This window comes from Streptomyces sp. NRRL F-2664 (assembly GCF_000719345.1).
Taxonomy (GTDB): domain Bacteria; phylum Actinomycetota; class Actinomycetes; order Streptomycetales; family Streptomycetaceae; genus Streptomyces.
This window is the reverse complement of record NZ_JOFX01000021.1, coordinates 1-13,664: the sequence shown is the minus strand read 5'-3', so window position 1 is coordinate 13,664 and position 13,664 is coordinate 1. Positions and strand designations below refer to the sequence as shown.

Sequence of the window (13,664 nt, the reverse complement as noted above, 5' to 3'; positions counted from 1 at the left end):
TTCCCCGAGCGGTCCGCCTCCCTGTTGAAAGGATCTCCATCGGCAGCGGCGGTCAATCCTTGAGCAAGGTCACTCGAAAGAGCGGTGTTGTGGGCGGGAACCCCGTTTTCGAATGGGGGTTCGATAGTCTGGCGGGGAGCGAAGGGGGTGCATCTGCGGTGGTACAGCGCATCGATGTGACAGGGGCCGGAGGGGTCCGACTGGCCGCCTGGCAGTTCCGGGAACCGGCCGCCGGAGCAGACCCCCGACCCGGAGTGCTGTTACTCCACGGCCTGATGGGCCGCGCCTCCCACTGGGCCGGCACCGCCCACTGGCTCGGCGAACGCCGCCGCGTCGTGGCCCTCGACCAGCGAGGCCACGGCCACAGCGACCGCCCTTCCGCCGGCGCCGCCCCCCACACCGCCCTCGGCCGCGAGGCCTTCGTGGCCGACGCGGAAGCCGCCGTCGAGCAGCTCGGCCTCGCCCCCGTCACCCTGATCGGGCACTCCATGGGCGCCCTCACCGCCTGGCAGCTCGCCGCCCGCCGCCCCGACCTCGTCGCGGCCCTCGTCATCTGCGACATGCGCGCCTCCGCCCTCGGCGCGGCCTCCCAGCGCGACTGGGAGGACTGGTTCCACCTCTGGCCCCTGCCCTTCCCCACCCAGGACGCCGCCCGCCGCTGGTTCGGCGAGGACGACCCCCGCGTGGAGCGCCCGGATCCCGGCCGCGGTGCCTTCTTCGCCGAGGTCATGCACGAGTCCTCGGACGGCTGGCGGCCCCTCTTCTCCCGCCGCCAGATGCTGACGGTCCGTGAGACCTGGGTCCACGACGCCCACTGGGACGAGCTGACACAGGTCCGCTGCCCGACCCTGGTGGTCCGCGGTCTCGACGGCGAGCTGGGCCGGGCCGAGGCCCAGGAGATGGTCCGCGTCCTGCCCGCCGGCCGCTATGCGGAGATCCCCGACGCCGGCCACTACCTCCACTACGACCAGCCCGCGGCCTGGCGCGCCGTCCTGGAGCCGTTCCTGGACGACATCCACGCCCCCGCGCCCTGACGGCCTCCGCAACGGCCGTGCCGGGCGCCGGAGTCGACCGGCGGGCGCCGAGCGAGCGCGCGACGGGCCGGCCCCCGCCCCACGAGGGAGCGGAGGCCGGCCCGTCGCCCGCACGCAGCGGCGGCGTCAGCCCTTGCTCACCGCCGACAGGATCTCGGGCAGCTTGCGCGCCACCGTCGGCGCCGCGAGCCGCAGCCCCGCCCAGGCGGCCAGCCAGCCCCAGACCACGCCGACCGGGAGCACGATCCAGGAGACGTCCCGGTACTCGGCCGTGTTCAGCCACACCGCCAGCGCGATCACCGGCGCGCACACCAGCGCCGACGCCAGCATCCCGGCGACGATCCCGCCCCACGCGAGCCCGCCCTGCCCCGGGGCGACGTTCTTGAACGCGCCCTCCGTCGGAATGGAGTACGGGAAGCGGGCCGAGGCAAGAGCCCCCGTGCACAGCATCGAACCCAGCAGCGCGAGGGCGACGCCCACCCCCGCGGGCAGCCCCTGCCAGTCGTCCAGCAGGGCGGCGGTGACCACGGTGACCAGGACCGTGTACGGGAGGGTGACCAGGGCCAGCGCGAAGGCCCGGGCCCGCAGCTCCACGTAGGCGTCGCGGGTGCCGGAGATGGTCTGCGCGACCATCCAGAACGCCGAGGTGTCCTGCCCGAACTGGTTGTACATCTGGATGCCGAGCATGCCCGCGCCGAAGCTGCCGAGGTACACCGACCCGGTGCCCTGCAGCGCGTTGAAGACGGGCACGATCAGGCCGATCGCCAGCGCGGTCACCCAGGCCGACTTCGTCTTCGGGTCCCGCACGGCGTAGCGCAGGGTCCGCTGCACGGAGGCGCCCGTCCGGCCGGCGGGCAGCAGCGACCAGAGGCCGCCGCCGGCGCCGCCGCGCCTGGTGACGGTCCCGGAAGCCGCGACGAGGGTCGAACCGTCCGGGGTCACCATCAGCCGGGTCAGACTGCGCTCCCACCACCACAGCAGGCCGGCCAACGCCGCCAGGGTCAGCGCCAGCTGGACGGCCGCCCGCCCGTACGCGCCCTCGCCGACGGAGTCCACCATGGCGACGGCGGTCGCCGGCGGCAGCCACCGCACCACCGCCTCGACGGGCTCCAGCGCCGACAGGCCGCCGGACTGGACGAGGCTCTGGCTGGCGAAGTTGGCGAGCTGCGCGCCCACCGCGATGACCAGGCCGCTGAGCACCGCGAGGTCGCGGCCCTTGCGGCTGGTCAGCAGGCGCACGTTGGCCGTCGCGACGGCCCGCGCGAGGACCACGCAGCCGAGCAGCAGCAGCGGCACCGCCACCACGGCGGCCACCGCGCCGGCGGCGCCGCGCGCCACGGCCGTCACCGAGCCGACCGCCAGGCACAGGGTGAACAGCGGCCCGATGCCGACGAGCGAGGACGCCAGCAGGGCCCGTACGAGAGGCCGCGGTCGCAGCGGCAGCATCACCAGTCGGCTCGGGTCGAGCGTCTCGTCCCCGGAGGGGAAGAACAGCGGCATGAACGCCCAGCCGAGCGCCAGGATCGCGGCGAGCAGGACCACCACGGTGCCGGCGTGCGCACGGCCGTGCAGCAGGCTCAGGCCGAGGGTCATGAACAGGCCGACCACCAGCGCGAACGCGAGCGACGAGAAGTAGGCGGCCTTGCGCTTCGAGGAGCCCTTCAGCCCGTTGCGCAGCAGCGACAGCTTGATGCGGACGAAGAGCGGGGTCAGCGCCGGCGGCGCCGCGCCGGCGGCCGGTCCGGCAGCGGCGATCCCCGGCGCACCGGCCGCACCGGGCGAGGCGGAGGCGGTGGGCGCGCTCATCGCGTGACCGCCCCGGAGTTGCCGCCGAGCCAGTCCAGGGAGTCCCCGGCCGCGCCCCGCCCCTGCGCGCCGACCAGTTCGAGGAAGGCGGCCTGCAGGGACGGCGCCGAGCCCCGTACGTCGGCCAGGGGGCCCGCGGCCCGGATCCGGCCGGCGGCCATCACGGCCACCCAGTCGCACAGCGACTCGACGAGCTCCATCACGTGGGAGGAGAAGACGACCGTGGCGCCGGACGCGGTGTAACGTTCCAGCACTCCCCGGATGGTCTGCGCCGACACCGGGTCGACCCCCTCGAACGGCTCGTCCAGGAAGAGCACTTCGGGGTTGTGCAGCAGGGCCGCCGCCAGGCCGATCTTCTTCCGCATGCCGGTCGAGTAGTCGACGACCAGTTTGTGCTGCGAACCGGCGAGGTCGAGGATGTCCAGCAGTTGCGTCGCCCGCTTGTCGGTCTCCTCACCCGGAAGCCCGCGCAACCGCCCCATGTAGCCGAGCAATTCGCGCCCCGACAGTCGCTCGAAGAGCCGCAGCCCCTCGGGCAGTACCCCGATCCGTGCCTTCACCTCGGTCGGGTCGGCCCACACGTCGTGTCCCGCGACGACGACCCGCCCCATGTCGGGGCGCAGCAGGCCGGTCACCATGGACAGGGTCGTCGTCTTGCCGGCGCCGTTCGGCCCCACCAGGCCGATGAACTTCCCCGCGGGCAGCTCCAGGTCGATGCCGGCGACGGCCACCTGCTCGCCGAACCGCTTCCACAGCCCTTCCACACGCACGGCTGACGGCGCCGTGCGCGCGCCGTCCGTCCCGTACGTCCCACCCGTCGCATCACCCTGGTCCGGCATGCGCCTGCCTCTCATCACGTCCCCCTTGGTCGTTCCTCCTTCACGATAGGAGGAGGGGGAGAGGCCTCATCAGTTACTTATGTCATGAGTTTCCGTCATCCCTGGCGGCGCCTGCGTTCCGCCGCGGCCTCGCTCCCGCACGCGTACGCGAGCGCGTCGATCAGCTCCTCCGTGTCCGGGAGCCACCGGTTCGCGGGCGTGGGACGCCGTGCCCACTGCACGGCGCCCCGGCCGCCGTAGCGGGTGGGCGGGGCGGCCACGTACTCGCCCTCGCCGCGGGCGGTCAGGTCGAGCGCGGACGGGGACCAGCCCAGCTTGCGCACGAGGTCGGGCACCTTGGCGCCGGCGCCGGGCAGGACGAAGAACAGCATCCGGTGGTCGGGCGTCAGGGTGACCGGGCCGAGGGTGCGCTGCATCCGCTCCAGCCGGGCCAGCGCCAGGAAGCCGGCGGAGTCCGGCACGTCGAGCACGTCGAAGGTGCGGCCGGTCGGCATCAGGATCGACGCCTGCGGGTGCTTGCCCCAGACCCGGCGCACCTGCACCGCGCTGCCGGTGGCGTGCGCCGCCCAGTCCTTCACCGCAGGGTGCGCGCCGGGAACCGGGCAGTCCGCGGCCCCGCAGGAGCACAGCTCCCGGCCGTCCCCGGGCTCCAACCAGGTGCCGGCGAAGACATCCCAGTGCCGTTCTTCCGCATACCGCACGGCATGGTCCAGCAGCTGCTCGCCGCGCTGCTTGGGGATGGGTGCGGTCTCCGTGACTCCCATGGTCTCTTCCACGCCCATCACAACTGCCCGGGTCAGCCGGGGTTACGGGCGTGCACCGGGCGGGGCGCGGAGCATCGATCCTGCACGCGGGGCGCACTGATGCACGAGTGGGGGCGCGTAGGAGGCCGGGGCGCTGTTGCTGGGTAGCGACACGACGCAGAGCGGAAGATTCTCCGCACATCAGGCGGGCAGTGATCATTCCAACGGATCACCCGCGGTCAGCAGGGGGTTTTCATGGCAGCCAGGCCTCTCGTCGCCCGCCAGCCGAACGAACGGCTGCAGGCGCTCATCCAGGAAGCCGGGTGCTCCAACGCCGGGCTCGCCCGGCGCGTGAACATGTGCGGGGCCGAACACGGCCTCGATCTGCGCTACGACAAGACCTCCGTGGCCCGCTGGCTGCGCGGGCAGCAGCCGCGCGGCCGGGCGCCGGGCATCATCGCGGAGGCGCTCGGGCGCAAACTCGGCCGGACCGTCACCATCGACGAGATCGGGATGGCCAACGGCAAGAACCTCGCCTCCGGCGTCGGCCTGCAGTTCTCCCCGACCGTCATCGGCGCGATCGAGCAGGTCTGCGAGCTGTGGCGCAGCGACGTCGGCCGCCGCGACTTCCTGGCCGGCTCCAGCGTGGCGGCCTCGGCGCTCGTCGAGCCGAGCCGCGACTGGCTGATCACCGGTGCCGACACCCAGGTGGCGCGCAGCGGCGGTTCGCGGGTGGGCATGTCGGACGTCGAGGCGGTACGGGCGACCACCGAAGCCCTCAAGGACCTCGACCACCGCTTCGGCAGCGGCCACGTACGGCCGGTGGTCGTGCACTACCTCAACTCGGTGGTGTCGGGCCTGATCGGCGGCTCCTACCGGGAACCCGTCGGCCGGGCCCTCTTCGGGGCGGTGGCCCGGCTGACGGAACTGGCCGGCTACATGGCGGTCGACACGGGCCAGCCGGGCCTGGCCCAGCGCTACTACATCCAGGCGCTGCGGCTGGCCCAGGCGGCGGGCGACCGCGCGTACGGGGGCTACGTACTGGCGGCGTCCATGAGCCACCTGGCCGCCGAGCTGGGCAACCCGCGGGAGATCGCCCAGCTGGCGCGGGCCGCGCAGGAGGGGACGCGCGGGCAGGTCACCCCGCGGGTGGAGGCCATGTACTACGCCGCCGAGGCGCGCGGACACGCACTGCTGGGCGACGGCCGGGCGACGGGCGTGCTGTCGGCGCGGGCGGTGAGCGCGCTGGAGCGGGCCGAGCCGGAGTCGGGCGACGACCCGGTGTGGATCCGCCACTTCGACGAGGCGTACCTCGCGGACGAACTGGCGCACTGCCACCGGGACCTGGGGCAGGGGGACGCGGCGGCCCGACAGGCCGAGCAGGCCCTGCGCGGCCTCCCGGCGGGCAAGGCGCGCCGCCGGGCGATCGGTCTGCTGCTGCTGGCGGCGGCGCAGGTGCAGCAGCGGGAGGTGGAACAGGCCTGCCGGACGGCCACGGAGGCGGCGGAACTGCTGGAGGGTCTCCGCTCGAACCGGGGCGCGGAGTACCTGGAGGACTTCAGGGCCCGCCTGGACCCGTACCGGGAGGAGCCGGCGGCCCGAGAATTCGCCGCCCGGGTCGCCTGACCCCCGGGGCTCCGCCCCGCACCCCGCGCCTCGAACGCAGGCGGGGCCGAAGGTGCCGGCACCCCGCCCCGCCCGCGGCCCCCAACCCTGCAGCGCCGCGGTTGCGGGACCGCCCGCCCACCGCCGCGTCCCGGGAGCAGGTAGCGTTGCCGGACGGTTCCGTACGGTCGGGCGAGTCGGAGAAGGAGTCCCGGTGACGCAGAGCGGACAAGGGGGCGCACCGCAGTCCGGTGGCCCGTGGGATCCGGACCCGGCGTCCGGCCGTCCGGCATACCCGGAACAGCCGCAGCCGCAGCAACCGCAGCCCGGTGCCGCCTACGGCTACCCGCAGGCGTACCCCGCCTCCGCGGTCGAGCCCGGACACGTGGTCGGCCCCGGTTACGAGGGGCCCGGCGCACCCCACGGCTACGGCTACCCGCCGCTGCCCGAGGCCGTCACCCAGTACATCCCGCCCGTACCGGCCGCTCCCGAGGAAGCGGCCACGCAGTACATTGCGCCCGTACCGCCCGGAGCGGCCTCGCCCGGGCACGACGAGGCCGCGACCCAGTACCTCCCGCCCGTACCGCCCGCCTCCGGGCACGACGAGGCCGCGACCCAGTACCTTCCGCCGGTCCCGGCCGCCCCGGGCGGCGTCGAGGGGTTCGACGGCCTCTTCCGCGGTGACGACTCCGCCGGCCACACCCAGCACCTCCCTCCCGTGCAGGAGCCCGTCCTGCGGGGCCGCCCGCCGCAGCGCCCCCGCCCGCCGCGCGCTCAGGGCCCCGTACCGCCGCAGCAGCATCCGCACTACGCCCCGCCCGCGCCCCCGCCGGCGGAGCCGTCCCGCAAGGTCTCGCCGGCGATCGTCGGCGCGGTCGTCATCGGCCTGGCCGTCGTCGGCCTCGGCGTCGGCTCGCTGCTCGGCGACGGCAAGCCCCAGAACAACGATCCCGGCGCCGTGCCCGCCGCGCCGACCGCGAGCGGCGGCTCCGCCGCGCCCGCCGGCGAGGCCCCGGTCGACCCGGCCCGTCCCCAGGCCGTCCAACTGGACAAGCTCCTCGCCGACAGCAACGACAGCCGGGCCGCGGTGATCAAGGCCGTGGAGGACATCAAGGGCTGCGCCAACCTCGACCAGGCGGCCGCGGACCTGCGTGACGCGGCCCGCCAGCGCGAGGGACTCATCACCCGCCTGCAGGAGTTGAAGCTGGACAAGCTCCCCGACCACGTCAGGCTGTCCGCCGCGCTGACCAAGGCGTGGCGGGCGTCGGCGGACGCCGACAACAGCTACGCCGCCTGGGCGGACGACGTCGAGGACGACAAGTGCAAGGACGGCAGGGCCAAGGTCACCAAGAACGCCTCCGAGGGCAACAAGTCGAGCGGTGAGGCGACGAAGGCCAAGGAGTCGGCCGCGACCATGTGGAACTCGATCGCGGGGAAGTACGGCCTGACCAAGCGCGACAAGTCCCAGCTCTGAGCCCCGCTGCCCGGTGGCCGGTGTCCGGAGCAGACCCCGCCCGGGCCGCGCCGCCCCGCGAGGCCCGCGCTCAGGCCGTGCGCGGCGCCTGCACCAGCGTCGGGGTCATGTCCAGGGGCTGCTCGCCCGGCTGCGCCACGAGCCGCCCGGCCTGGACGATCTGGAAGGTGACCTGGCCGTTGACGATGCGCGGGAAGCCGGCGACGGCGCGCATGTCCTGGTAGCGCCAGCTCAGGTCCGGGGTGAGGCCGCCGGTCTTCACGGGCTGGGACTCGTTCAGCGACCGCTTGACCTTGCGGGCGTCGATCTCCTCTCCCTCCTTGAAGCGCTTCACGATCTCGCCGAGCACCGTGTACGCGATCCAGGTGGTCTGGGCCCCGCTGTCGTCGGGGTCGACGGCGTCGTCACCGAAGGCGAAGTCGGCGACGACCTTGCGCATCGGGTCCCAGAGGGGATCGGAGGAAACCGGGTACCAGCTCGTGAGGTACGCGCCCTCGAAGGGGCTCTCGCGGCCGCCCGTGCGGTCCACCAGGGACTGGCTGACGCTGCCCAGCACGGAGGAGATCTGCGGCTTCCGGCGCTGGGGCTCGGTGCGGCGGAAGGCGTCGAAGAACGTCTCGGTGCGCTCGCCGAGCACGGCCGTCACGCAGCCCTTCTCCTTCTCCTTCTCCTTCTCCTTGCCGGAGCCGATGGTGTGGGCGATGGCCTCGCCGGCCTGCGGCTTGAAGTCCGCGGAGTCCTCGGCGGCCCGGATGTCGGCGGCGTCGGCCATCTTGTTGGCCCGCAGCCCGGCGTTGAGCAGGACCGGCAGGGTGTCGCCCGCGATGGTGTCGGGGCGGACCAGCGCGACCTGGTCGCAGACGCGTCCCAGCTGGTGTCCGGCGCCGGCGATGAGGACGGACTGGCCGCCGTTGACGGGGTAGGAGAGCGGGGACTGGAACTCCTCGGAGGAGACTCCGTAGCCGCCGATGAACGGGATGCCCTCCGCCTCCAGCGGGGCCATGAAGGCGCGTCCGTGCTGGCTGTAGGAGCCGACGACGGCGACGGCCTTCTCGGCGACGGCCTTGCGGGCGCAGTCGGCGGCGCCGCTGGGCGTGTTCTTCTCGTTGCAGGTCAGCACGCGGAGCCGGTGGCCGTTGATGCCGCCCTTGGCGTTCACCCAGCGCTCGTACGCCTTGGCCATACCGGTCATGCCCGGCATGTTGGTGGCCTTGGTCCCCTCCGGGGCGAAGGTCATGACGGTGATCGTGCCCCCGGAGCCCCCCGAGCCTCCCGGGAGGGTCCCGCAGCCGGCCACGAGGCAGGCACCCGTCGCCGTGGCCACGAGGGTGCGGGAGAGGGATGCTGCACGTCGCGAGATGGTCATGTCCATGCACCATTCCGCCCCACCGGTAACTGTCGAGTGAGATGGACACAACATCGGGTGACACGGAGGTGAATTACGGGAGTGCGGTCCCTTGCGGGCGCTTCAAGATCGCATCGAACGGGAACGTACGATCGAAAGCGTGACATTCGCCCAAGGTTCGAAGAACTCTTCCAAACGCGGCGGCCGCTCCTCCACCATGGGCGGCATGCCCCTGAACGACATGCCGTGGTGGCGCTGGCGCAGCAACGTGCGCTCGGCGCTGCACATGCTTTCCGATCCGGCCTTCCACGAGGACACCTGGCTGGCCGGCGACGAGGCGTACGGCGACGTCACCGACGCCGTGTACCGACTGGTCGAGGACACCTGGCTCGACAGCTGGTCGGCGGAGAAGTACGTCGGCACGATCTTCCGTGACTCGCAGGAGGCGGCCCTCGTGGACCTCGCCGTGCTGCGCGTGCTCCGGATCCTCCACCAGGTCGGCCCCGACGCCCCCGTCTCCGTCTACCTGGAGCACCACGCGTGGCCCGAGGCGGTCCGCGCCGCGCGCGAGGCCCACGTACGGCTCGCGCAGGCGGACGGGGACGACCCGGACGTACGCCCCACCTCACTGGAAGTGTTGAAGATCCTCACCCGCGCGGTGTGAAAGGCTGTGCGGTCATGAGCGACCCGCACAACGAGGCCCAGGCCCAGCAGCAGCCCCAGCCCCAGTACGTCCTGACCGTGTCCTGCCCCGACAAACAGGGCATCGTGCACGCCGTGTCGAGCTACTTGTTCATGACCGGCTGCAACATCGTGGACAGCCAGCAGTTCGGAGACCGGGAGACCGGGCTCTTCTTCATGCGGGTGCACTTCGAGGCCGAGCCGGCCGTGACGGTGGAGAAGCTGCGGGCGAGCTTCGCCGCCATCGGCGAGTCCTTCAAGATGGACTGGCAGATCCACCGCTCCGATGAGCGCATGCGGGTCATCCTGATGGTCTCGAAGTTCGGGCACTGCCTCAACGACCTGCTGTTCCGCTCGCGGATCGGGGCCCTGCCGGTCGAGATCGCGGCCGTGGTCTCCAACCACACCGACTTCGCCGAGCTGGTCGCCTCGTACGACGTCCCGTTCGTGCACATTCCGGTGACGAAGGAGACCAAGGCCCAGGCCGAGGCCCGGCTGCTGGAGCTCGTACGCGCCGAGAACGTCGAGCTGGTGGTGCTGGCGCGGTACATGCAGGTGCTGTCCGACACCCTCTGCAAGGAGCTGAGCGGGCGGATCATCAACATCCACCACTCGTTCCTGCCGAGCTTCAAGGGCGCGAAGCCGTACCACCAGGCGCACGCGCGCGGTGTGAAGCTGATCGGCGCCACCGCGCACTACGTCACGGCGGACCTCGACGAGGGGCCGATCATCGAGCAGGAGGTCGAGCGGGTCGGCCACGAGGTCACCCCCGACCAGCTGGTGGCGGTGGGCCGCGACGTGGAGTGCCAGGCGCTCGCCCGCGCGGTGAAGTGGCACAGCGAGCACCGCGTACTGCTGAACGGCTCCCGCACGGTGGTCTTCGCCTGACGGGCGGCAGCCGCGTCACCGGAGTCGGGTAGGGCCGGCCGCGCCCGGCGGCCCTGACCGCCGGTCGGCGCCCCGCGGCCCCGGGGCCGCGGCCCGTGACGGCAGTCCCGTGACGGCAGTACGGGACGCCCCCCGGGGCCGCGGCCCGTGACGGCAGTCCCGTAACGGCAGTACGGGACGCGCCCGCCGTGCGGACGTCTGCGCCCCCGCCGCGGCAGGGGCCGGGCCCGCCGGGCCGAAGGGGCGCACCGGTGGGGCCGACGGGCGCACCGGCCGGGGAGGACGGGCCGCGACGGGCCCCGGTCCGCAGCGGGTCGTACGACGCCCGTCGGAGCCCCGCGCCCGCCCGTCACCTCTGGGCGCGCAGCGCGGCTGCGGGCGGTCCGTCCCGATCCTGCGAGCCCACCGCGGGCGTCACGCGTCCGGAGCCTCCACCCCGCAGTACGCCGCGAAGGCGGCCAGGATCTCGTTCTCCGAGATGCGGCCGTCGCCGTCGGTGTCGAGGGCCTGCGCCACCTGCTCGGCCAGTTCGGGCGCGGTGCCGAGCACGCGCAGCACCCGGGCCACGGCCGGCGGCGTCGCGCCGAGGCCGTCCTCGTCCGCCACCCTGATCACGGCCCGCAGGAACGGCCGCGCGATCTCCGCGAAGCGCTGCGGATTGTCCCGCAGCCGCTTGGCCGCCCCGGTGATGAACTCCTCGCGGGACACCCGCTGGTCCCCGTCGACGTCCGCGATCCCGGCCATGCCCTGCCAGAACGCCTCGGCGCCGCCGAAGACGGCCTGGCCCTTCTCCGACCGTGCTGCGGTACCGAATTCGGCCAGGACGGCCTTCGCGGCCGTGCTGAAGTCCTCCCGGTCGATGAAGCCGGACCCGTCCTGGTCGAAGGTGGCGAATCGGGCGGCGATCTTGCGCTCGTATTCTGCGCTGTCCATATGCGGCGTTCCACCTTCACGTGTGCGTGGGGTTCAGATCAAGACAAGGCAGGAGCGTAAGGCCTAGTTGGCCTGCACGTTAAGCGAAGCGGTCAAGCAGGCGGCCGCATCGAACCCGCGCACGGGGAGCGCGGCGGGGCGCGTACGCGTGTACCCATGTGCCCGCCACCGCGCCACCGTTCACGCCCTGCGACGCCCCTATCACGCAGGGCCCACTTCGGAAGGGAGCTTCGGTCAAAACAGGCGCGATCCGCCATGTGCCCACTACATTCGATGCGTCGACACACGGCTGGGGGCACTTATGCCGAAGGACGTACCACCGCGCTGGGACCGCCGCATGCAGCAGCGCCTCGCCCGCGGCGAGGCCGCCGCGCTCGGCGAGCTCTACGACCGCTTCGCCTCGCTCGTGCACAGCCTGGCGCACCGCGTACTGGGCGACGAGAAGGCCGCGGACCGGATCACCCGCGAGGTCTTCGGCTACATCTGGGAGAACCCCGACGCCTACGACCCCAAACAGGGCTCCATGCGCTCCTGGGTCGCCCGGATCACCCAGGGCCAGGCGGTGGCCCGCCTGCGCCAGGCCGAACTGGGCCGGGGCTCCCGCGAGGAGCTGGAACAGAAGGTGCGCAGCGCCAACGCCGCCGCCCGCGCGGACTACATCGTCACCTCCATGCCCGCGCCGCTGCGCGCCGCGCTGGAGCTCGCCTACTTCAAGCGGCGCGACTACCGGCAGGCCGCCGCCGACCTCCGGATCAGCGAGGACGAGGCGCGCCGCAGGCTGCGCCTCGGGCTCCAGCTGCTGTCGACCGCCAACGCCCTCCCGCAGGAGGACACCACCCAGCCCGGTTACGGCCCGCGCGAATACGGAACGCCCCGATGAACGGCTCCGCCCAGTCGCCCGACGACGGATACGAGCGTCCCGGCGGTCCGGCGCGGATACCCGGCCCGCGCGGAGCCGCCGACGACCTCGACCCGGGACACGCGCCGCGGCCCCTGCCGTCGCCGCCGTCCGAGCCGGCGTCTTCCCCGCCGCCCTCGCACGCGGTGCTGAAGTCCCTGCTCGGAGCGTGGGCGCTCGCCGCGTGCTCGCCCGAGGAGACCCGGGCGGTCGAGGACCACCTCACCGAATGCGCGCCCTGTGCGGAGGAGGCGCTGCGGCTGCGCGACGCGGTCGGCCTGCTGCACCCGGAGGAGAGCCTCGACCTCAAACCGCTGCTGCGCTCACGCGTCCTGGAGGACTGCCTCGGCAAGCGGCCGGCCCGTATCCCCGTGCCGACGTGGGCGAGCCCGTACGACACGGAGACCGCGCGGCTCGACGCGCTGCTCCAGGACTTCGGCGATTCCGAGTGGCACACCCCGGTACGCCTGAAGTGGTTCGAGGAGGAACGCAGCCGGTCGCAGCGGACCACGGTCGCCGGCGTGATCGGGCACCTCATGACCGTCGACGGGCTGATCGCCACCGCCCTCGGCCTGGACGACCCGCTCGGCGCGGCCGCGCCGCCGGGCGGCCCGACCGTACGGACGGAGTACTTCTGGGGCGCGTCGTCGTATCCGACGACGCGCCAAGTGCGCGAGCCGTGGCGGGAACAGGGCCACACCCTGGTCCGCACGGTGTCCTTCGCGGGCCGCGGCGTCGCCGAACTCGCCGTGGACTACGGCGGCTTCGCCCTGCCGCTCGGTGACGCCTTCCTGGAGCGGGCCTTCGAGTGCTGGGTGCACGCGTGGGACATCGCGGACGCGGTGGACTACCCGTACGAACCGCCCTCCGGGCCGCACCTGCACGGGATGATCGACCTGGCGGCGCGGCTGCTGCCGGGCGCGCTGGCACAGCGCCGCCGCGCGGGCCTCGCGGCCCCGGCGCAGGGCCTGGTCGCGGCAGGGGCACCAGGGCGGACCCTGCACCTGGAGATCGAGGGTGCGGGAGGCGGCGGCTGGGACATCGCGCTGGACTCGCCGGGCGCGAAACCCTCGGCGGAACGCACGGTGGCGGAGATCGCCCTGGACGGCATCGAATTCTGCCAGCTGGCCGCCGGCCACATCTCCCCGGAGGACGCGGCCGTGGGCCAGCACGGCGACCGCGAGGCGATCCGTGACGTCCTGTTCGCGGCGGCATCCCTGAGCCGCCTGTAGGGGGTGGGGGTGGGGGGGGCCGGGTGCTCGGGGGTCCCACCCCCGCGGCTCCCCGCTCCCGGCCGGTGGTTGCCCACCCGCCGCCGCCGGCGGTGGGGGCGGGGGCGGGTTGCCTGCGGGTCGGGATCCGGGGGCGGGCTTCGATAAATCGGTGTGGGGGAGGATCTGGGGGTTTCCCGTCAGTCC

12 protein-coding genes are annotated in these 13,664 nt (G+C 73.4%); 7 read left to right on the top strand and 5 right to left on the bottom strand.

What is annotated here, in order from left to right:
• The first annotated feature begins 158 nt into the window (after positions 1–158).
• Positions 159–1,034 (top strand): alpha/beta fold hydrolase, encoded by an 876-nt coding sequence (locus tag IF89_RS0119360; protein ID WP_030769316.1) that lies wholly within the window; start codon positions 159–161, stop codon positions 1,032–1,034.
• Between the two features lie 126 nt (positions 1,035–1,160).
• Here the strand turns inward: IF89_RS0119360 and IF89_RS0119355 are convergent, their stop codons facing one another.
• From IF89_RS0119355 to IF89_RS0119345, 3 genes are all read right to left on the bottom strand, one after another.
• On the bottom strand, positions 1,161–2,840 hold the full coding sequence (locus IF89_RS0119355; protein ID WP_234327811.1) for a transporter: 1,680 nt from the start codon (positions 2,838–2,840) through the stop codon (positions 1,161–1,163).
• On the bottom strand, positions 2,837–3,679 hold the full coding sequence (locus IF89_RS0119350) for an ABC transporter ATP-binding protein (RefSeq protein WP_030769310.1): 843 nt from the start codon (positions 3,677–3,679) through the stop codon (positions 2,837–2,839). The genes IF89_RS0119355 and IF89_RS0119350 overlap by 4 nt, the downstream gene beginning before the upstream one ends.
• A gap of 95 nt (positions 3,680–3,774) precedes the next feature.
• Positions 3,775–4,443: a bifunctional DNA primase/polymerase gene (locus tag IF89_RS0119345; protein WP_234327810.1), complete on the bottom strand. Its 669-nt coding sequence runs from the start codon at positions 4,441–4,443 to the stop codon at positions 3,775–3,777.
• A 234-nt stretch (positions 4,444–4,677) separates the two neighbouring features.
• On the opposite strand from IF89_RS0119345, the gene IF89_RS0119340 reads away from it, so the two are divergent.
• Positions 4,678–6,048, top strand: a complete 1,371-nt coding sequence (locus IF89_RS0119340) for a hypothetical protein (protein WP_030769303.1) — start codon at positions 4,678–4,680, stop codon at positions 6,046–6,048.
• 193 nt (positions 6,049–6,241) lie between these two features.
• Entirely contained in the window at positions 6,242–7,501 is a 1,260-nt protein-coding gene (locus tag IF89_RS0119335) for a hypothetical protein (protein ID WP_051807282.1), read from the top strand.
• Between the two features lie 70 nt (positions 7,502–7,571).
• Here IF89_RS0119335 and IF89_RS0119330 read toward each other — a convergent pair whose 3' ends face one another.
• Positions 7,572–8,867, bottom strand: coding sequence for an ABC transporter substrate-binding protein (locus IF89_RS0119330; protein ID WP_030769296.1), 1,296 nt, complete (start codon positions 8,865–8,867; stop codon positions 7,572–7,574).
• 196 nt (positions 8,868–9,063) lie between these two features.
• On the opposite strand from IF89_RS0119330, the gene IF89_RS0119325 reads away from it, so the two are divergent.
• Positions 9,064–9,510: an SCO4402 family protein gene (locus tag IF89_RS0119325; RefSeq protein ID WP_030769292.1), complete on the top strand. Its 447-nt coding sequence runs from the start codon at positions 9,064–9,066 to the stop codon at positions 9,508–9,510.
• 14 nt (positions 9,511–9,524) lie between these two features.
• Entirely contained in the window at positions 9,525–10,415 is an 891-nt protein-coding gene (gene purU, locus IF89_RS0119320; RefSeq protein ID WP_030769291.1) for a formyltetrahydrofolate deformylase, read from the top strand.
• Positions 10,416–10,829: 414 nt separating this feature from the next.
• Here purU and IF89_RS0119315 read toward each other — a convergent pair whose 3' ends face one another.
• A complete protein-coding gene (locus IF89_RS0119315) occupies positions 10,830–11,348 on the bottom strand; it encodes an EF-hand domain-containing protein (protein ID WP_030769288.1) in 519 nt (172 codons plus the stop codon).
• A gap of 301 nt (positions 11,349–11,649) precedes the next feature.
• Here IF89_RS0119315 and IF89_RS0119310 point away from each other — a divergent pair, with 301 nt between their 5' ends.
• Positions 11,650–12,228 (top strand): sigma-70 family RNA polymerase sigma factor, encoded by a 579-nt coding sequence (locus tag IF89_RS0119310; RefSeq protein WP_030769284.1) that lies wholly within the window; start codon positions 11,650–11,652, stop codon positions 12,226–12,228.
• A complete protein-coding gene (locus IF89_RS0119305) occupies positions 12,225–13,478 on the top strand; it encodes a zf-HC2 domain-containing protein (RefSeq protein WP_030769279.1) in 1,254 nt (417 codons plus the stop codon). Before IF89_RS0119310 ends, IF89_RS0119305 begins: the two co-directional genes overlap by 4 nt.
• Positions 13,479–13,664: the final 186 nt, after the last annotated feature.

Bases quoted from the DNA above. Each gene is read 5' to 3' on its own strand.
- purU (WP_030769291.1), top strand. From the start codon at position 9,525: ATGAGCGACCCGCACAACGAGGCCCAGGCCCAGCAGCAGCCCCAGCCC.
- IF89_RS0119315 (WP_030769288.1), bottom strand. From the start codon at position 11,348: ATGGACAGCGCAGAATACGAGCGCAAGATCGCCGCCCGATTCGCCACC.
- IF89_RS0119310 (WP_030769284.1), top strand. From the start codon at position 11,650: ATGCCGAAGGACGTACCACCGCGCTGGGACCGCCGCATGCAGCAGCGC.
- IF89_RS0119330 (WP_030769296.1), bottom strand. From the start codon at position 8,867: ATGACCATCTCGCGACGTGCAGCATCCCTCTCCCGCACCCTCGTGGCC.
- IF89_RS0119345 (WP_234327810.1), bottom strand. From the start codon at position 4,443: ATGGGAGTCACGGAGACCGCACCCATCCCCAAGCAGCGCGGCGAGCAG.
- IF89_RS0119350 (WP_030769310.1), bottom strand. From the start codon at position 3,679: ATGCCGGACCAGGGTGATGCGACGGGTGGGACGTACGGGACGGACGGC.
- IF89_RS0119340 (WP_030769303.1), top strand. From the start codon at position 4,678: ATGGCAGCCAGGCCTCTCGTCGCCCGCCAGCCGAACGAACGGCTGCAG.
- IF89_RS0119355 (WP_234327811.1), bottom strand. From the start codon at position 2,840: ATGAGCGCGCCCACCGCCTCCGCCTCGCCCGGTGCGGCCGGTGCGCCG.
- IF89_RS0119325 (WP_030769292.1), top strand. From the start codon at position 9,064: ATGGGCGGCATGCCCCTGAACGACATGCCGTGGTGGCGCTGGCGCAGC.
- IF89_RS0119305 (WP_030769279.1), top strand. From the start codon at position 12,225: ATGAACGGCTCCGCCCAGTCGCCCGACGACGGATACGAGCGTCCCGGC.